The following is a 19,066-nucleotide window of genomic DNA, read 5'->3' on the forward strand; positions in this document are numbered from 1 at the left end:
GTCTTCCCCTGATTAAGCTTCTTTAAGAGCTAGAGTGATGTAACTTGATTTCTTGCTAATGCGATAAGCACGGCCTTGAGCACGTGGCATAATACGCTTAAGAGCAGGACCTTCATCAACTTTAACTGTCTCAATGATCAGATTATCTAAGTCATATTTCTTAGATTCTGCAGCGATAGCAAGACCGCTGTTGATAAGTTTAGTAACGACGATAGCAGTCTCTTTCTTTTCGCAGAAACGAAGGATCTTAAGAGCTTCCTCAACCTTCTTCTTGCGGATCAAGTCAACAACCTGTCTAACCTTACGAGCAGATGTTCCGACATTATTGTTTTTTACTGTAATCATAATTTACCTCTTACTTGTCGCCGCCGGCTTTCTTATCGCCAGCGCCGTGACCGTTGAAAGTACGAGTAAGAGCGAATTCGCCAAACTTGTGCCCAACCATGTTGTCAGTCACATATACTGGGATAAACTTTTTGCCGTTGTGAACAGCGAAAGTTAAACCAATGAAATCTGGTGTAATCGTTGAACGACGTGACCAGGTCTTAATGACTGTATTACCCTTAGTATTTTTCTTGGCCTCAGCTGCTTTTTTGTAGAGGTAATTATCTACAAACGGACCTTTTTTAATTGAACGTGCCATTATTTACCCCTATTACTTTCTTCTCTTAACGATGAACTTGTTTGTACGCTTGTTCTTTCTCGTCTTAAAGCCACGAGTTGGAAGACCCCAAGGAGATACTGGGTGACGACCACCCGATGTACGACCTTCACCACCACCATGCGGGTGATCTACTGGGTTCATTACCACACCACGTACTGTAGGACGGATACCACGGTGACGGTTTGTACCGGCTTTACCAGTGTTCGCAAGTTCGTGCTCAATCTTACCAACTTGGCCGATTGTAGCTCTGCAGTTAGCAGGAACTTTACGTAGCTCACCAGATGGAAGACGAAGAAGAGCGAAATCGCCTTCTTTGGCCATAAGTTGAGCGTATGCACCAGCTGAACGAGCCATCTGACCACCACGTTTAGGGTTAAGTTCAACGTTGTGAATAAGAGTACCCACTGGGATATCTTTAAGTAGTTTTGCGTTACCTGCTTTAATATCAGCGTTCTCAGAAGAGATGATAACGTCGCCAACTTTTAGACCTACTGGAGCGATGATGTATGCTTTAACACCATCAGCGTAGACTACAAGAGCGATGTTACAAGTTCTGTTCGGATCGTGCTCGATCGTCTTAACAGTAGCTGGGATATCAAGCTTAGAACGTTTGAAATCAATCACACGGTACTTTTGCTTAACACCGCCGCCGTGGTGACGAACAGTGATTACACCAGAAGAGTTACGACCGGCGTTCTTTTTAAGTGGAGCTAATAGAGATTTCTCTGGAGCTACACCTTTAGTAATATCTCCTGTCACAACCACTTTCTCGCGTTGAGAAGGGGTGATAGGACGGAATTTTTTTAAAGTTGCCATACTTTTAGCCTTTTACCTTAAATGCCTTTGAAGAATTCAATCTTCTGGCCGTCTTGGAGTTGAACATAAGCTTTTTTAGAAGCTGATGACTTTTTATAACCACGACCAGCACGCTTTGTCTTACCAGGAAGAACAGAAGTGCGGACGCTAACAACCTTTACATCAAAGAACTTCTCAACAGCGCTCTTGATTTGGTTTTTGTTAGCTTTCGTGTTCACTACGAATGCGTAGCGATTGAAAGATTCAGTCTCTTTCGACGTTTTTTCAGTTAATAGTGGTTTAATTAATACGTTTTCTAAACCTAACATCTTACACCAGCCTTCCGATTAATTTTTCGAAAGCAGCTTTCTCAATCACTAGGTTTTCGAATTTAACAGCTTCGTAAACGCTGAAACCGTCAACCGGAGCGTATTTTGCTTTCTCAAGGTTACTTACTGCGCGAGATACTTGTTCATTAACTTCAGCTGTAATTACTAGAGCTGGAAGAAGGTTTCTTGAAGAAAGAGCCTTGAACATATCTTTCGTCTTACCAGTAGATTCAAATTTTTCTACGATATGAAGTTTTCCAGCCTGGTGTTTATCAGCAAGAACAGAAGAGATCGCTACAAGCATCATCTTCTTGTTTACTTTTTGCTCATAAGAACGAGGTTGTGGACCGAATACAGTACCGCCTCCAGGCATTAGAGGTGAACGAGTAGAACCCTGACGAGCGTTACCAGTACCTTTTTGCTTAAATGGCTTTTTACCGCCGCCTGAAACTAGAGCTTTAGTTTTAGTAGCAGCTGTACCTTGACGGCGACCAGCTAGAGTTGCTTTCACAACTTGGTGAACTACTGTTCCGTTGATTGCTTCAACAGAGAAATCAACGTTAGCTTTAAGTGAGCCAGACTTTTCGAATTTTGTATTTAATACGTTTAATTCAGTTGTCATAATTTATTTCCCCCTTACTTCTTCACGGCTTTCGCAACACGTACGAAACCATTCTTAGAACCAGGGATAGATCCTTTAAGGAGCATATAACCAGCCTCAAGGTTTACTTCAACTACCTGAACGTTCTGAACAGTAGAAGTTTCAACACCTAGGTGACCTGGCATTTTCTTGTTAGCGAATACGCGTGCAGGAGTTGCACGACATCCGATTGAACCTGGACGACGGTGGAAGTGTGAACCGTGAGCTGCTGGACCCCCTTGGAAGTTCCAACGCTTCATAACACCGGCAGTACCTTTACCTTTAGATGGACCAGTAACGTCTACATATGTAGCAACTGGGAAAGCATCTAGAGAAGCTTCTTTTCCAAGAGCGTCTGCTGCAACTTCAGAAACTGAAATTTCAGAGAACTCAGAGAAGTTCTTTTCGATGTTTGCTTTCTTGAGGTGGCCTTTAACTGGAGAAGTGATAAGAGATTCACGCTTTTCGTTGTAAGCAACTTGATAAGCAGTGTAACCGTCTTTTTCTACAGTCTTGACTTGAGAAATAACGTTCGGAATTAGTTTAACTACAGTGACAGGAACGTGGTTACCGTTCTGATCAAAGATTCTGGTCATGCCAGCTTTAATTCCGTAAAAAGCAGGCAGACTAACTTTAGCGTCTGACATTCGCCCTCCACAGCATCACCCTCTCTCAGGGATGCATTCATGGTTAATAATATGAACTATCTACAAATAAAAAGCGTTTGAGCTTTATACTAGTACTTGATTTCTACGTCAACACCAGCTGAAAGATCGAGCTTCATAAGGCTATCAACAGTCTGTTGAGTCGGCTCAACGATGTCGATTAGGCGCTTATGAGTACGCATTTCGAACTGCTCACGTGATTTTTTATCGATGTGAGGTGAACGAAGTACTGTATAGCGGTTGATTTCAGTAGGAAGAGGGATCGGTCCAGCGACACGTGCCCCAGTATTTTTAGCTGTTTGAACAATCTCTTGTACCGAAGCATCAAGAATATTGTAGTCATAAGCACGAAGCTTAATTCTCAGTTTATTAGTCTTCATTAGATCTCCAAAAAAATTTTTGAGTCAAAATAGAAAAAGAATGGGCCTTTGTAAAGCCCATTCTGTTATTTTTTTGACATATTAAGCAAGAATATCAGAAACAGTACCGGCACCGATCGTACGACCACCCTCACGGATAGCGAAACGAAGACCCTTCTCCATAGCTACTGGAGCGATTAGCTCTACAGCGAAAGAAGTGTTATCGCCTGGCATAATCATCTCAACGCCATCGTTAAGAGTGATTGAACCAGTTACGTCTGTAGTTCTGAAGTAGAACTGAGGACGGTAACCTTTGAAGATTGGAGTGTGACGTCCACCTTCTTCTTTTGTAAGGATATAAACTTCGCAACGGAATTTAGCGTGAGGCTTAACCGTTCCTGGCTTAATCATACACTGACCACGTTCAACGTCTTCACGCTTCGTACCACGAAGAAGAAGACCAACGTTATCACCAGCACGACCTTCATCAAGAAGTTTACGGAACATTTCAACACCAGTGATCGTAGATTTTTGAGCTTCTTTGATACCGATGATTTCGATCTCTTCGCCCACTTTCACGATACCACGCTCTACACGGCCAGTTACTACTGTACCACGACCAGAGATTGAGAACACGTCCTCAACTGGCATAAGGAATGGCTTATCGATATCACGAGCTGGAGTCGGGATATATGAATCAACTTGATTCATAAGTTCGATGATTGCGTTTTTACCGATCGCTTCGTCACGGTCTTCAACAGCAGCAAGAGCAGAACCCTTAACTACAGGAATATCGTCACCAGGGAATTGGTACTTAGAAAGAAGCTCTCTGATCTCCATCTCTACTAGATCAAGAAGCTCTTTATCGTCTACTTGGTCAACTTTGTTCATGAATACTACGATCGCAGGTACACCTACTTGACGAGCAAGAAGGATGTGCTCACGAGTCTGAGGCATAGGGCCGTCAGCTGCAGAACAAACTAGAATAGCGCCGTCCATTTGAGCAGCACCAGTAATCATGTTTTTAACGTAGTCAGCGTGACCCGGACAATCTACGTGAGCGTAGTGACGGTTAGCTGTTGTATATTCAACGTGTGCAGTATTGATTGTAATACCACGAGCTTTTTCTTCAGGAGCTGAATCGATGTCAGCGTATGATTTAGCTGTACCACCGTAAACTTTTGCCATCGTCATTGTGATAGCAGCAGTTAGTGTTGTTTTACCGTGATCTACGTGACCGATAGTACCGATGTTTACGTGCGGCTTACTACGATCAAACTTTTCCTTAGCCATGGGGCTCTCCCTTAAATGTAAATCCCGCGCTTCTGCAGGATTTCTTTTGCTTGGTTATGAGTTAGTGGTTCATATAATTTAAAAGTTAAAGTAAAGCTAGCACGTCCTTGGGTCTTAGAACGAAGCTGCGTACTGTAACCGAACATTTCTGATAGTGGCACTTCCGCCTTAAGCACATCTTTGTTGCTCTTAGGCTCAATACCCAGAATGCGTCCGCGCTTGGCGTTCACATCGGCGATAACATCACCGGCGTAATCGTTAGGCGTAGTAACCTCAAGGGCCATAATTGGCTCCATGAGAACCAGACCGGCCTTTTGACAGGCCTCCTTAAATGCCATTGAAGCTGCGATAGTATATGCCACATCTGAACTTTCCGCCTCATTAAATTCGACGGATTCTACAGTGGCCTTAATACCGATTAATGGGTAACCGGCCATCGCCCCACCAGGAGCAGAGTCCAAAATACCGCGTTTAACCGCTTCATATATTTCTTCTGGAATAGATTTGTCTTTCTTCTTGAAATCCACTTTAAGCTCAAGGCTGCCCTCAAGAGGCTCCACATGGATAGTGGCCTGGCCAAACTGGTTTTTACCCGCAAGTTCGCGGCTAAAGGTATTAGAAGCCGTGGCCGTCCCGCTGATTGATTCGCGGTAAGACACCTGCGGGCTACCCTTGTTCACGCCGACCTTAAATTCCCGCTCAAGACGGTCAGTAATGATGTCGAGGTGAAGCTCGCCCATACCGAAGATCAGAAGCTGACCAGTTTCCTTGTTATTACGGTAGTTGAAAGAAGGGTCTTCCACTTTTAGGTAATCCAGGGTCTTTTGAAGCTTCTCTTCATCGGCCGTAGTCTTAGGTTCGATGGCGATAGAAATTACCGTCTCCGGAAACTCCATCAAATCGAAAATGATCGGCTTATGTTCAGCACACAGAGTTTGACCAGTGGTCGTGAACTTCAGGCCCGAAACGGCAACGATATCGCCGGCCGAAGCGGTTTCCATTTCAGTTCTCTTGTTCGCGTGCATTTGAAGAATTTTATTAATACGTTCTTTCTTCTTCTCAAGTGGATTGTACACCTGAGTACCGGCAGTCAACTCTCCAGAATAGATTCTGATGTAAGTGATCTGGCCCACGAATGGATCCGAAGAAATTTTGAATGCTAGAGCTGAGAAGAGTTCTTTCTCATCCGGCTTACGAGTAACGATTTTCTCGTAGTCCTTAGCATCGTGACCACTCACTTCACCTTTATCTAAAGGAGAAGGAAGGTATTTAACGACAGCGTCTAGAAGAGGCTGCACGCCTTTATTTTTAAATGCACTTCCACAAAGCACCGGAATGAATCCGTGTTTAATTGTGGCAGTACGAATAGCTGTTTCCATTGCTTCCGCTGAGATTTCAGCGCCACCAAGGTAGTCCTCAGCAAGCTTGTCATCATAATCAGCAAGTGCTTCCAGAAGTTCATCGCGATAAAGTTTTGCTTCATCGAGTTCAGAACCTTCAAGATCTGAAAGTACAAATTTTTCACCCAGGTCCGAACCGGCCCAAGTGTATTTTTTTAAAGTCAAAAGATCGATCATGCCCGTGAAAGTGTCTTCAACACCAACAGGCATTTGAATCGCAGCGGCCTTCTTACCAAGCTTCTCGCGTATTTCAGCGATACAGTTTAGGAAGTCAGCACCAACACGGTCCATTTTGTTTACGAAGGCAATTCGAGGGACATGATATTTATCTGCCTGGCCCCAAACTGTTTCTGATTGCGGCTCTACACCACTCACAGCATCGAATACACCAACAGCACCATCAAGCACACGAAGTGAACGCTCTACTTCAATCGTAAAGTCCACGTGGCCGGGAGTATCGATGATATTGATGACGGCATTGTTCCACATACAAGTCGTGGCGGCGGCAGTGATCGTGATACCACGTTCTTGCTCTTGCACCATCCAGTCCATCGTCGCAGTTCCTTCGTGAACTTCTCCGATCTTGTAGTTTTTGCCAGTATAGAAGAGGATTCTTTCAGTCGTTGTTGTCTTACCTGCATCGATGTGGGCCATGATGCCGATGTTACGTACTTTATGAATCTCTGTTGATTTCATTAGAAGCTATCTCTCGTAGAAAAAAAAAGGGCCGCCTTGGTAGACGGCCCTTCTTAAAATTTCGAATTAGACTACCACTTAAGGTGAGCGAAAGCTTTGTTAGCTTCAGCCATTTTGTAAACGTCTTCACGTTTCTTAACAGCGCCGCCACGGTTGTTAGCTGCATCGATTAGCTCGTCTGCAAGTTTATCAACCATAGTTTTACCAGCACGTGTACGAGAGTAGTCACGTAACCAACGAAGAGCAAGAGATTGCTTTCTGTTAGGACGTACTTCGATAGGTACTTGGTAAGTTGCCCCACCGATACGGCGAGATTTTACTTCAACAGCTGGCTTGATGTTGTTCATAGCTTTTTTGAAAACTTTGATACCTTCTTCGCCAGTTTTCTTTTCAATCAAATCCATTGCTTCATAGAAGATGGCTTCTGCTGTCGACTTTTTACCGTCGTACATAAGAGTATTGATTACTTTTGTAATAAGAATGTCACCATACTTTGGATCTGGTAGGACTTCTCTTACTGGAGCTTGATGCTTACGAGACATATTTACCTCAAATTATTTCTTAGGTTTTTTAGCACCGTAGAGTGAACGACGCTTACGGCGTTTTTCAACACCAGATGCATCTAGAGCTCCACGAACTGTATGGTAACGAACACCTGGAAGATCTTTAACACGACCACCGCGCACAAGTACGATACTGTGCTCTTGTAGGTTGTGACCTTCACCACCGATGTACGAAATTACTTCGTAACCAGAAGTAAGCTTAACTTTACACACTTTACGTAGAGCAGAGTTTGGCTTCTTAGGAGTTGTTGTATAAACACGAGTACAAACACCACGACGCTGTGGACATCCAACAAGCGCAGGAGATTTTGTCTTCGATTTTTGTAAATCGCGACCTTTTCTCACTAATTGGTTAATAGTAGGCATACTAAAATTCCTTACATTGTTTTAGAGATTAGCCAGTGTATTTAACAGAACGCACTGGCTAATACAAGTTTAATTTAAACCTTACAGACTCATGCTGAAAGGGTTCTCTTCCTTAACGATATCTGCTTGGAATCCTTTGTAACGAGGAATCCCAGTACCGGCCGGAATCAATCTACCCATCAACACGTTTTCTTTAAGACCACGAAGTTCGTCTTTTTTACCTTCAAGAGCCGCCTGAGTAAGTACCTTAGTCGTTTCTTGGAAAGATGCAGCAGACAGGAACGATTCCGTCGTCAATGATGCTTTTGTGATACCTAATAACAATGCCTTAGCAGACGCTGGTTGTAGGTTCTGAGCAATCAGACGCTCGTTTTCATCCATAAACTCGGCCTTAGTAACTGAATCTCCTTCAACGAAGATTGAGTCGCCTGGACCTGTGATCTCAACTTTCTTCAGCATTTGGCTAACGATTACTTCAATGTGCTTATCATCGATTTTTACACCTTGAAGACGGTAAACTTCCTGAATTTCGTCAGTGATGTAGCGAGCAACCGCTTTCTCACCTAGAACACGAAGAATATCGTGTGGGTTAGTCGGTCCATCCATGATTTGGTCACCTGGACGAACATAGTCACCCTCGTTAACGATCACATAGCGGCCTTTTGGAATAGTATAAACAACTTGTTCAGACCCATCCTCTGGCTTAATGATGATCTTACGTGATCCACGAACTTCTGGACCGTACTCGATAGTACCGGCGATGTCCGCGATCTGCGAAGAGTTTGTCGGCTTACGTGCTTCGAATAGTTCAGCAACTCGAGGAAGACCCCCTGTGATATCTTTCGTTTTAGTAGATTCACGCTGAACTTTTGCGATTACGAAACCGGCATCAATTTTATCTCCCGGATTCACTACGATGTTCGCACCAACAGGTAGTGTATACGAAGCAATACGTTTAGTACCTGGAACGATAATTGGGTTACCTTGTTCGTCACAGATAAGAACACGTGGTTGCTTTGAAAGATCTTCTTTTCCTTTAGCTTCAGTTACTACACGGTGAGATAGACCTGTAACAGCATCTAGTACTTCTGTATAAGTAGCACCAGGAACTAGGTCTTCATATTTCACTGTACCAGCAACTTCAGTCATGATTGGCATTGCGAACGGATCCCACTCAAGAATACGGTCACCAACTGCTACAGATTGACCATCTTTGAAGAATAGAGTCGCACCGTAGATCGCAGGGTAACGCTCTTTCTCAGCGCCCAGATCGTTCTTAATGATAATCTCACCGGTCTTGTTCATGATGACCATAGCGCCATCTTCACGAGTAACGGTTTTAACGTTTTCGAACACTAGCTTACCAGCAGTCTTCGCTTCAGACTTGTTAACTTGAGCACCTGCAGTTGCAGTACCACCGATGTGGAATGTACGCATTGTTAACTGAGTACCTGGCTCACCGATCGATTGAGCAGCGATAATACCAACTGCCTCACCGATAGATACCAGTTTACCGCGAGCAAGGTCGCGACCGAAACAAAGAGCACAGAAGCCGTGCTTTTCTTTACAAGTTAGAACAGAACGAACCTTAATTTGGTCGATCTCTTCTGACATGATTGTAGGAACATCTTTTTCAGTGAAAAGGTGGTTACGAGGGTAAAGTGTATTACCTGTTTTACCTTTCACGTCTTCAAGAGCAACACGTCCTAGAACTCGAGAAGCTACGTGCTCAGCGATTTCACCAGACTCAATTCTTGAAGTTAGGATAATACCGTCCATCGAATCACAGTCAACCTGACGGATGATACCATCCTGAGCAACGTCAACTAGACGACGAGTTAGGTAACCAGAGTTCGCTGTCTTAAGAGCTGTATCGGCTAGACCTTTACGAGCACCGTGAGATGAAGCGAAGTACTGAAGAACTGTAAGACCTTCACGGAAGTTAGAAGTAATTGGAGTCTCAATGATCTCGCCTGACGGCTTCGCCATTAGACCACGCATACCAGCTAGCTGACGGATCTGTACGTTCGAACCTCGGGCCCCAGAATCGGCCATCATGAAGATAGCGTTGAATGAAGGAGCTTTAGTTTTTTCTTTTCCATCTTCTGAAACGAAGTCATCTTTCGATAGACCATCGATTAGAACTTTAGAAAGTTTTTCGTTAGTTTGTGCCCAAACGTCTACGATCTTGTTGTATCGCTCACCGTTTGTGATCGAACCTTCGTTATATTCGTTTGTGATCTTATCAACTTCAGCTTGAGCTGAGTCGATGATGTTTGCTTTTTCAGCAGGGATCGTCATGTCTTTGATGTTGATCGAGATACCCGCTTTTGTAGCGTACTCGTAACCCATTTTCATGATTGAATCTGCGAACATCACACATTCTTTCTCTGACGACTTACGGTAAGCAAGGTCGATTAGCTTCGCAAGTTCCTTCTTGTTAAGGATCTTGTTGATAGCATCGAAACCAAGGGCCTTCGGAGTCACATCGTATACGAATGTACGACCAACAGTTGTCTCAATCAGCTTGCCATCAAGACGGATCTTGATTGGAGCTTGAAGGTGAAGATTTCCTGTGTGGTAAGCGAACTGAGCTTCTTCTTTAGAAGCGAACACGCGACCGTAACCACGAGCGAATGGACGCACGCGAGACATATAGTACATACCAAGAACGATATCCTGAGAAGGAACGATAATTGGTGTACCGTCTTTCGGAGAGAGGATGTTGTTCGTAGACATAGCCAGAACGCGGGCCTCAATCTGAGCTTCGATAGATAGTGGAACGTGAACGGCCATTTGGTCACCGTCGAAGTCAGCGTTGAACGCTGTACAAACAAGCGGGTGAAGTTGGATGGCCTTACCTTCGATAAGGATAGGTTCGAAGGCCTGGATACCAAGTCTGTGTAGAGTTGGAGCACGGTTTAGAAGAACCGGGTGCTCTTGTACTACGTCCTCAAGGATGTCCCAAACTTCTTGCTTCTGCTGATCAACCATGCGTTTTGCAACTTTAATAGTTGTACAGTGACCTTTCTCGATAAGTTTGTTGTAAATGAACGGCTTGAAAAGCTCGAGTGCCATCATCTTTGGAAGACCGCACTGGTGAAGTTTCAAGTAAGGACCTACTACGATAACCGAACGACCAGAATAGTCTACACGTTTACCAAGAAGGTTCTGACGGAAACGACCTTGTTTACCTTTAAGCATGTCTGAAAGTGAACGAAGAGGACGCTTGTTAGCACCTGTGAACACTTTACCACGACGGCCGTTATCAAATAGAGCATCAACAGCTTCTTGAAGCATACGCTTCTCGTTACGGATGATGATTTCTGGAGCGTTAAGTTCTTTAAGACGCTTAAGACGGTTGTTACGGTTGATCACACGACGGTAAAGGTCGTTAAGATCTGAAGTAGCAAAACGGCCAGCTTCAAGAGGAACTAGTGGACGAAGATCCGGTGGAAGAACCGGAATAACATCCATCATGAACCAGTCAGGCTTGTTTGGTGAGCGAAGAAGTGACTCAACCACTTTAAGACGCTTAATGATCTTAGCTTTAGCAAGATCAGTTGTAGCGTCACGAAGACCACGACGAAGTTCTTTGTTAAGGATATCGATGTCTACTTTAGAAAGTAGATCTTTAACAACTTCACCACCCATACCAGCTTTGAAATCTACGTTAGCAGATTTCAATTCGTGGAATTTCTGCTCAGAAAGGATCGTTCCAACAGGAAGGCCACCCTCTGCTTCAGTGTTTGAAGAAGAAGTTACGATGTAAGCTTCGTTATAAAGGATTCTTTCAAGATCTTTTAGAGAAAGATCAAGAAGAGCACCGATACGAGAAGGAAGAGAACGAAGGAACCAGATGTGAGCAACTGGAGAAGCTAGCTCAATGTGGCCACAACGCTCACGACGTACTTTAGAAAGTGTAACTTCAACGCCACACTTCTCACACACAACACCTCTGTGCTTCATACGCTTATACTTACCGCAGATACACTCGTAATCTTTGATAGGTCCAAAGATCTTAGCGCAGAAAAGACCATCTCTTTCCGGCTTGAATGTACGGTAGTTAATAGTCTCTGGCTTTTTTACTTCGCCGAAAGACCATTCACGGATCGTGTCAGGAGAGGCCATCCTGATAGAGATGGCCTGAACTGAAACTGGATCTTTTGGTTTATCGAAAAAATTTAATAAGTCTTTCATTGAGCTAATCCTGTTCTAAAAATTAAAGTAATGGCTCTGCAGTCGGTTCTTCTAATTTCACATCAAGCGCAAGTGCTTGAAGCTCGCGAATTAGAACGTTAAACGACTCTGGTAAGCCTGGTTCAAGAACCTGCTCGCCTTTAACAATAGACTCATACATGCGCGTTCTACCTACAACGTCATCCGACTTAACAGTCAGGAACTCTTGTAGAGTATAAGCAGCACCGTATGCTTCAAGTGCCCACACTTCCATTTCCCCTAGACGCTGACCACCGAACTGAGCTTTACCACCAAGCGGCTGCTGAGTAACAAGTGAGTAAGGACCAGTAGAACGAGCGTGAATTTTCTCATCAACAAGGTGGTGAAGTTTCAACATGTACATTGAACCAACCGTTACTTCCTCAGAGAAAGCTTCGCCTGTGATACCGTCGAATAGAGTCGTCTTACCTGAACGATCAAGCTCAGCTAGGTCGAACATTTCTTCGATATCTTTTTCAGTAGCACCATCGAATGTAGGAGATGCGAAACGAACACCAGACTGAAGTTTTTCAGCAAGCTCTTTAACTTGAGCGTCTGAAGCTTTCTTCAACCAAGCATCTGTTTCAGGAGTCTTATAGATCTTAGAGATTAGATCTTTAATTCTATGAAGCTCCATTTGCTCTTCCATCATGTAACGAATCTTGTCACCAAGACCGCGACCTGCCCAACCAAGGTGAAGCTCGAAGAGCTGACCGATGTTCATACGTGAAGGAACCCCTAGTGGGTTCAATACGATTTCAACCGGAGTACCGTCGGCCATATAAGGCATGTCTTCTACTGGAAGAACGCGTGAGATAACACCTTTGTTACCGTGACGACCCGCCATTTTATCACCCGGCTGAAGCTTACGCTTAATCGCGATGTAAACAACGACTTTCTTGATAACGCCAGGAGGAAGCTCATCACCTTTGTGAAGTTTTGCAATCTCTTCATTCGCTTTAGCACGTACACGGTTAATACGGTTACGGATGTCAGCGAAGTACTCAGAAAGCTTCTCTTCAAGATCAGCTTTAAGAGGTAGGTATCCGATAAGCTCGAAAGGAATAGAGTAAAGAACTTCGTCTGTAATCTTAGTACCTTTCTTAAGTAGTTCAGATGAACCATCTTCAGAAACGAGTTTATCTTCAGTTACTGCACCACCAAGCATGTCAGCGATTTTCTTAATTGCTGAACGCTGGATGGCCTTGATTTCAATGTTCTCATCACGACGGATAAGAGCAGTTTCTTTTTCAATGATCGCTTTAGAACGAGCATCTAGTTCAACACCTTCACGAGTGAAGACGTGAGCATCAATTACTGTTCCGCGAACTGAAGAAGGAACGCGAAGAGAAGTATCTTTAACGTCTCCGGCCTTATCACCGAAGATAGCTTTAAGAAGTTTTTCTTCTGGAGAAAGTTGAGTTTCACCTTTTGGAGTGATCTTACCAACTAGGATGTCTCCTGGTTTTACGATCGCACCAACGCGGATGATACCAGCTTCATCAAGGTCTTTTAGGGCCTCTTCAGAAACGTTTGGAATATCGCGAGTGATTTCTTCTTTACCAAGTTTAGTATCACGAGCTTCCACTTCGTAGTTCTCGATGTGGATCGTAGTGAATACGTCTTGAGCAAGGATCTTCTCGTTAATAAGGATTGAATCCTCGTAGTTATAACCACCCCATGGCATGAATGCCACTAGGATGTTCTGACCAAGAGCTAGGTCACCAAACTGAGTCGCTGGACCGTCGGCGATAACATCACCAGCGTGAACGCGGTCACCTTCTTTAACTAGAGCTTTCTGGTTAATAGAAGTGTTTTGGTTAGAGCGTTGGTATTTAACTAGCTTGTGAACGTCTACGCCTGATTCTTCTTCTTTGAAGTTATCGCGTTGGATAACGATACGGTTAGAATCAACGAAGATTACTTTACCGTCGTGGCCAGCGAAAAGAATCGCACCAGAGTCACGTGCAACAGTTGATTCAACACCTGTACCAACAAGAGGAGCGTCAGTTTTAACAACTGGCACCGCTTGTCTCATCATGTTTGAACCCATTAGCGCTCGGTTAGCATCATCGTGCTCAAGGAACGGAATCAATGAAGTAGCGATCGAGATCATTTGTGATGGAGAAACGTCCATCAAATCAACTTCAGACGCGTCCACTAGTGCAAGTTCACCCTGCTTACGAGCAGCGATCATGTTACCAGCAACTTTTCCGTCTTTAATGAAGTGATTATCAGCTTGAGCGATAATTTTTCCTTCTTCTTCGAAAGAAGAGAAGTACTTGATCTTCTTCTCAATTGAGCGATCTTCGTTAACAACACGGTACGGAGATTCAATGAATCCGTACTCAGAAACTTTCGCGTATGTAGCAAGAGACGTGATTAGACCAATGTTTGGTCCCTCTGGAGTCTCAATTGGACACATACGACCGTAGTGAGTTGCGTGAACGTCACGTACTTCGAAACCAGCGCGCTCACGAGTTAGACCACCTGGGCCTAGAGCTGAAAGACGACGCTTGTGTGTTACTTCAGATAGTGGGTTTGTTTGATCCATGAACTGAGAAAGTTGAGAAGATCCGAAGAACTCCTTAACTGCAGCAGCAACTGGCTTTTGGTTCACAAGATCGTGCGGCATCATTGTGTCGAGTTCTTGAATCGACATTCTTTCTTTTACCGCTCTTTCCATACGAACTAGACCAACACGGAATTGGTTCTCAAGAAGTTCACCAACCGCACGAACACGACGGTTACCAAGGTGATCGATATCATCGACTTGACCTTTACCGTTGTTAAGATCCACAAGGTACTTAACAGTTGTAAGGATATCTTCTTTTGTAAGAACTGTGTTCTCAACAGGGATATCAAGACCGAACTTATAGTTGATCTTCATACGGCCTACTTTAGATAGGTCATATTTTGTCGCTGTAAAGAACAGACCGCCGAAAAGTGTTTCAGCAGCTTCAATCGTTGGTGGCTCACCTGGACGAAGTCTTTCGAAAATTTTAACAAGAGCTTCTTCAGTAGAGTGAGTCTTATCAAGATAAAGTGTGTTTCTGATTTGATCAGAGTAGTTCACGTTATCAATGTAGATAGTTTCAACTGACTTGATACCAGCTTTGATAAATTCGAAAATCTTAGATTCAGTAAGGGCCTCGTTTGCAGAAGCGATAACTTCACCTGTTGATTTGTCGTAGATATCGTCAGCAATAACTTTTCCAACAACTTCTTCAAGTTTAAGTGGAAGAGCTTTAAGACCAGATTCCTGAAGTTTTTTAACTGCAGGCTTAGTGATCTTTTTGCCTTTCTTGATGATTGCTTCACCAGTTTTTGGGTGAAGGATATCGTCATCAATACGAGCACCAGTAAGTAGTTCGTAATCTAGCTCACGAGAATAACCTTTCTCAGAAAGATTGATTTTCTCAAGAGGATAGAACGCCTTAAGAAGGTCAGCTACAGAGTAGCCCATTGCTTTAAGGATAACTGTTGCGTGGAACTTACGTTTACGGTCGATACGAGCGTAAAGAATGTTTTTGTGATCGAATTCGAAATCCAACCATGAACCACGGTGAGGGATGATACGAGCTGAGTAAAGAAGCTTACCAGAAGAGTGCTTCTTACCAGAATCGTGTTCAAAAATGATCCCTGGAGAACGGTGTAGCTGAGATACGATTACGCGCTCAGTACCGTTGAATATGAATGACCCAGTTGGGGCCATTAGAGGAATGTTACCTAGGTAAACTTCCTGTTCTTTAATTGATGAAATAGTACGCTGACCATCTTCACGCTCTGAAGTCATATCGTAGAAGATTAGACGAACTGTCACCTTCAATGGTGATTCATATGAAAGACCGCGGGCACGACATTCACCCACTGAGTATTTAGGCTCTTCTAGTGTGTAACTAACGAACTCTAGAGATACAGTCTTGTTAAAATCGAAAATTGGGAAAATAGACTTGAAGACAGCCTGAAGGCCCTTATCTTCACGTTTTGCAGGAGGGATATCTTTTTGAAGGAAATCCTCGTACGAGCTGATCTGCAGTTTCATCAAGCTCGGCGGTGACATCACATAGTCGTTTTTGCTGAAACTTCTACGTGTCCACTCGTTTGGTGCAAATACTTTTGTCATTTAATGACTCCTGAGTATGTAGGGCTCAACTAACCTAAAAATTCTTCTAAAACGCAAAAATGGAAGCAGGTTTGAGGCCTGCTTCCATGGAATCCCGAGGGACTATGAGAACAAAATTACTTAACTTCGACTTTAGCGCCGGCAGCTTCAAGCTTCTTCTTAAGCTCAGCAGCTTCATCTTTCGATACGCCTTCTTTAACAGTCTTAGGTGCGCCTTCAACAAGGTCTTTTGCTTCTTTAAGACCAAGACCAGTGATAGCACGTACTTCTTTAATAACGTTGATTGGTGAAGCACCTTTATCAGCAAGAACTACTGTGAATTCTGTTTTTTCTTCAGCAGCAGGACCAGCAGCAGCAGCACCAGCAACAGCTACAGGAGCTGCAGATACGCCGAATTTAGTTTCAAGTTCTTTAACTAGGTTAGCTAGGTCAAGAACTGACATTTTTGAAACGTGCTCGATAAGTTGTTCGTTAGTGATAGACATAATAATCTCCTAAAATTTTTTAAAATGTTTAAATTAAGCGTTTTCAGTAGCAGGGGCAGCAGCGCCACCTTGTTTTTGCTCTTGAATCGCGAATAGTACTCTAGCGAAAGCAGATACTGGGGCATTAAATGTAGCAAGTAATGTTCCAAGCATTTGGTTACGAGATGGCAATTTCGCAAGTGCCACTACTTCTGCTTTTGATAGTTTTTGAGTTCCAAGTTGACCGCCCTTAATAGTAACGATGTTCTCGAACTCACCAGCTGCATCGTTTACGATTTTCGCAACAGCCGCTGCGTCTTCGTAAGCAAATGCAACAGCACTAGATCCCTTCAGATCAGCAAGAAGACCTTCAGCAAATGTACCTTTAGCCGCGCGAGCGAAAAGAGTGTTACGAGTAATGACCATGTGGCCTTTAGCTTCGCGAACGTTCTTTCTGATTCTTACAGAATCAACTGAAGGGATACCTACGAGGTTTGTTAAGAAGACAGCTTGTGACTTCTCAATTTTCTCTTTGATTGAAGAAACTACTGCGTCTTTTTCTGCACGTGTCATCATAGTTTCATTCCTCCGTTGTTAATATATGGAGGGGAGTTTCGGCGGGCTTTACACTTCTATGTGAAGAAACCTGCTGTCTTCAACCCCTACAAAGTCAAAAAATTATAGAGATACAGTTGATGCGTCGTTAGCATCGATCTTCACGCCTGGGCCCATAGTAGTGCTGATTGTAAGCGACTTAACGTATGTACCTTTAGCAGAAGATGGCTTAGCACGAAGGATCGCACCAGTAACAGCTTTGAAGTTTTCAAGAAGTTGAGCTTCAGTGAAAGATTTCTTACCGATTGGAACGTGTACGATACCAGTTTTATCAGCACGGTATTCAACTTTACCGGCTTTTTGCTCAGCGATTGCTTTAGAAACGTCAGTTGTAACTGTTCCTAGCTTTGGGTTCGGCATAAGACCACGTGGACCAAGTACGCGAGCGATCTTACCGATCTTACCCATCATATCTGGAGTCGCGATTACGCGATCGAAATCCATCCAACCACCAGCGATTTTGTTGATGATGTCGTCACCACCAACGAAGTCAGCACCAGCTTTCTCAGCTTCAGCAAGTTTTTCACCTGCAGTGATAACTACAACAGTTGTCTTCTTACCAGTACCAGCTGGCATAACGATCGCACCACGAACCATTTGGTCAGCGTGACGAGGGTCAATACCAAGACGGAAAGCAAGATCAACAGTTTCGTCGAATTTTGCGTAAGCAGAAGACTTAGCAAGAGCTACAGCTTCTGAAACAGAATAAAGCTTTGTAGAATCAACTTTCTTCGCGGCTTCTTTATATTTTGGCGATACTTTTTTCATTTTTAATCCTTATCGGTTCAAACGACCTTTATGGGGTCTCCCGTATTACTTATAATCTAATTTAAGACCCATAGAACGGACTGAACCTTCTACAGTACGCTTAGCAGCTTCATGAGATGCAGCAGTTAGATCTGGTTCTTTAGCTTTTGCAACTTCAGAAACAACCTTCTCAGAAACTGAGCCTGCAACTTCGTGACCTGGTTTCTTAGAACCAGACTGAAGCTTAAGCTTATCTTTGATTAGATAAGTAGCTGGTGGCGTCTTAGTTACGAATGTGAAAGTTCTGTCCGAATAAACAGTGATGATTGTCGGAAGAACAACACCCATGTCTTTCTGTGTACGAGCATTGAATGCCTTACAGAATTCCATGATGTTCACACCACGTTGACCAAGAGCTGGACCAATTGGTGGAGATGGGTTTGCTTTCCCACCTGCGATTTGAAGCTTGATAAAGCCTGTGACTTTCTTAGCCATGATTACTCCTTGCGGTCTTAACGACTATCGTCTCCCGCTTTAATTATTAAACCTTCTCTACTTGAGAGAATTCTAGTTCTACTGGTGTCGGACGACCAAAGATCGAAACCTGAACCTTCACTTTACCTTTGTCAGAAATGGCTTCTACCACACCAACGAACGAAGCGAATGGCCCTTCGATAACTTTTACAGAATCGCCTTCAGAGAAGTTAGCAACAGAACGAGTACGCTTGAAGCCTTCTGCAAGAGAAGCTGTCATTGAAGCTGCTTCCTCGTCAGAGATAGGCATCGGCTTATCTTTAGTACCGCCAATGAAGCCGGTAATTTTGTCTGTATCTTTTACTAAGTGCCATGTCTTTTCAGTCATGATCATTTTGATAAGAACGTAACCTGGGAAGAATTTCTTCTTCATAGTACGCTTCTTACCATTTACGTTCGCAACCACTGATTCTTCAGGAACCATGATCTCAGCGAAGTATTCAGTCATATTGTGATTAACAATACGCTCTTTAAGAGTTTTTAGAACGCGGTTTTCGAATCCACTTAATACGTGAACGATATACCATTTGAAATCCGGAGAATCGCCAGTAGCGAGTACTCTCTCTGTATTTGCATCAGTCATTCTATTGAT

General features: G+C 43.6%; 17 protein-coding genes and 1 pseudogene. All 18 read right to left on the minus strand.

From position 1 onward, the window contains the following. Positions 1 to 12: 12 nt before the first annotated feature. Positions 13 to 345 (minus strand): 50S ribosomal protein L22, encoded by a 333-nt coding sequence (gene rplV, locus SOO65_RS00625; RefSeq protein WP_321395426.1) that lies wholly within the window; start codon positions 343 to 345, stop codon positions 13 to 15. 10 nt (positions 346 to 355) lie between these two features. Next, a complete protein-coding gene (rpsS, locus tag SOO65_RS00630) occupies positions 356 to 643 on the minus strand; it encodes a 30S ribosomal protein S19 (RefSeq protein WP_321395428.1) in 288 nt (95 codons plus the stop codon). 12 nt (positions 644 to 655) lie between these two features. Then, on the minus strand, positions 656 to 1,480 hold the full coding sequence (gene rplB / locus SOO65_RS00635) for a 50S ribosomal protein L2 (protein WP_321395431.1): 825 nt from the start codon (positions 1,478 to 1,480) through the stop codon (positions 656 to 658). Between the two features lie 17 nt (positions 1,481 to 1,497). After that, on the minus strand, positions 1,498 to 1,788 hold the full coding sequence (gene rplW, locus SOO65_RS00640; RefSeq protein ID WP_321395432.1) for a 50S ribosomal protein L23: 291 nt from the start codon (positions 1,786 to 1,788) through the stop codon (positions 1,498 to 1,500). Position 1,789: 1 nt separating this feature from the next. Next, complete coding sequence (gene rplD / locus SOO65_RS00645; protein ID WP_321395434.1) at positions 1,790 to 2,410, minus strand: 50S ribosomal protein L4; 621 nt, start codon at positions 2,408 to 2,410, stop codon at positions 1,790 to 1,792. Positions 2,411 to 2,424: 14 nt separating this feature from the next. Then, the gene (rplC, locus tag SOO65_RS00650; RefSeq protein ID WP_321395436.1) at positions 2,425 to 3,075 is read right to left on the minus strand and encodes a 50S ribosomal protein L3; all 651 of its coding nucleotides are present in this window, start codon (positions 3,073 to 3,075) and stop codon (positions 2,425 to 2,427) included. 89 nt (positions 3,076 to 3,164) lie between these two features. After that, entirely contained in the window at positions 3,165 to 3,473 is a 309-nt protein-coding gene (gene rpsJ / locus SOO65_RS00655; protein ID WP_321395438.1) for a 30S ribosomal protein S10, read from the minus strand. Between the two features lie 81 nt (positions 3,474 to 3,554). Then, positions 3,555 to 4,745 (minus strand): elongation factor Tu, encoded by a 1,191-nt coding sequence (gene tuf, locus SOO65_RS00660; RefSeq protein ID WP_321395441.1) that lies wholly within the window; start codon positions 4,743 to 4,745, stop codon positions 3,555 to 3,557. Between the two features lie 11 nt (positions 4,746 to 4,756). Next, entirely contained in the window at positions 4,757 to 6,841 is a 2,085-nt protein-coding gene (fusA, locus tag SOO65_RS00665; RefSeq protein ID WP_321395443.1) for an elongation factor G, read from the minus strand. A 71-nt stretch (positions 6,842 to 6,912) separates the two neighbouring features. After that, a complete protein-coding gene (rpsG, locus tag SOO65_RS00670; protein ID WP_321395445.1) occupies positions 6,913 to 7,383 on the minus strand; it encodes a 30S ribosomal protein S7 in 471 nt (156 codons plus the stop codon). Between the two features lie 12 nt (positions 7,384 to 7,395). Beyond that, positions 7,396 to 7,770, minus strand: a complete 375-nt coding sequence (gene rpsL, locus SOO65_RS00675; RefSeq protein ID WP_321395447.1) for a 30S ribosomal protein S12 — start codon at positions 7,768 to 7,770, stop codon at positions 7,396 to 7,398. A gap of 126 nt (positions 7,771 to 7,896) precedes the next feature. After that, a pseudogene (rpoC, locus tag SOO65_RS00680) lies at positions 7,897 to 11,970 on the minus strand (DNA-directed RNA polymerase subunit beta'); the annotation flags it as partial. A 22-nt stretch (positions 11,971 to 11,992) separates the two neighbouring features. Beyond that, positions 11,993 to 16,114: a DNA-directed RNA polymerase subunit beta gene (gene rpoB / locus SOO65_RS00685; RefSeq protein WP_321395451.1), complete on the minus strand. Its 4,122-nt coding sequence runs from the start codon at positions 16,112 to 16,114 to the stop codon at positions 11,993 to 11,995. Between the two features lie 116 nt (positions 16,115 to 16,230). Next, a complete protein-coding gene (gene rplL, locus SOO65_RS00690) occupies positions 16,231 to 16,599 on the minus strand; it encodes a 50S ribosomal protein L7/L12 (RefSeq protein ID WP_321395454.1) in 369 nt (122 codons plus the stop codon). A 33-nt stretch (positions 16,600 to 16,632) separates the two neighbouring features. Then, complete coding sequence (gene rplJ / locus SOO65_RS00695) at positions 16,633 to 17,154, minus strand: 50S ribosomal protein L10 (RefSeq protein WP_321395456.1); 522 nt, start codon at positions 17,152 to 17,154, stop codon at positions 16,633 to 16,635. Between the two features lie 102 nt (positions 17,155 to 17,256). Next, on the minus strand, positions 17,257 to 17,961 hold the full coding sequence (rplA, locus tag SOO65_RS00700) for a 50S ribosomal protein L1 (protein ID WP_321395458.1): 705 nt from the start codon (positions 17,959 to 17,961) through the stop codon (positions 17,257 to 17,259). Positions 17,962 to 18,006: 45 nt separating this feature from the next. Continuing rightward, positions 18,007 to 18,435 carry a 50S ribosomal protein L11 gene (gene rplK, locus SOO65_RS00705; protein WP_321395460.1) on the minus strand — a complete coding sequence of 143 codons (429 nt, stop codon included), beginning with the start codon at positions 18,433 to 18,435 and terminating at the stop codon, positions 18,007 to 18,009. Between the two features lie 46 nt (positions 18,436 to 18,481). After that, complete coding sequence (gene nusG / locus SOO65_RS00710) at positions 18,482 to 19,057, minus strand: transcription termination/antitermination protein NusG (protein WP_321395461.1); 576 nt, start codon at positions 19,055 to 19,057, stop codon at positions 18,482 to 18,484. Between the last annotated feature and the right edge of the window lie 9 nt (positions 19,058 to 19,066).

The sequence above is a fragment of the Peredibacter starrii genome (assembly GCF_034259205.1).
In the GTDB taxonomy this organism is placed as follows: domain Bacteria; phylum Bdellovibrionota; class Bacteriovoracia; order Bacteriovoracales; family Bacteriovoracaceae; genus Peredibacter; species Peredibacter starrii.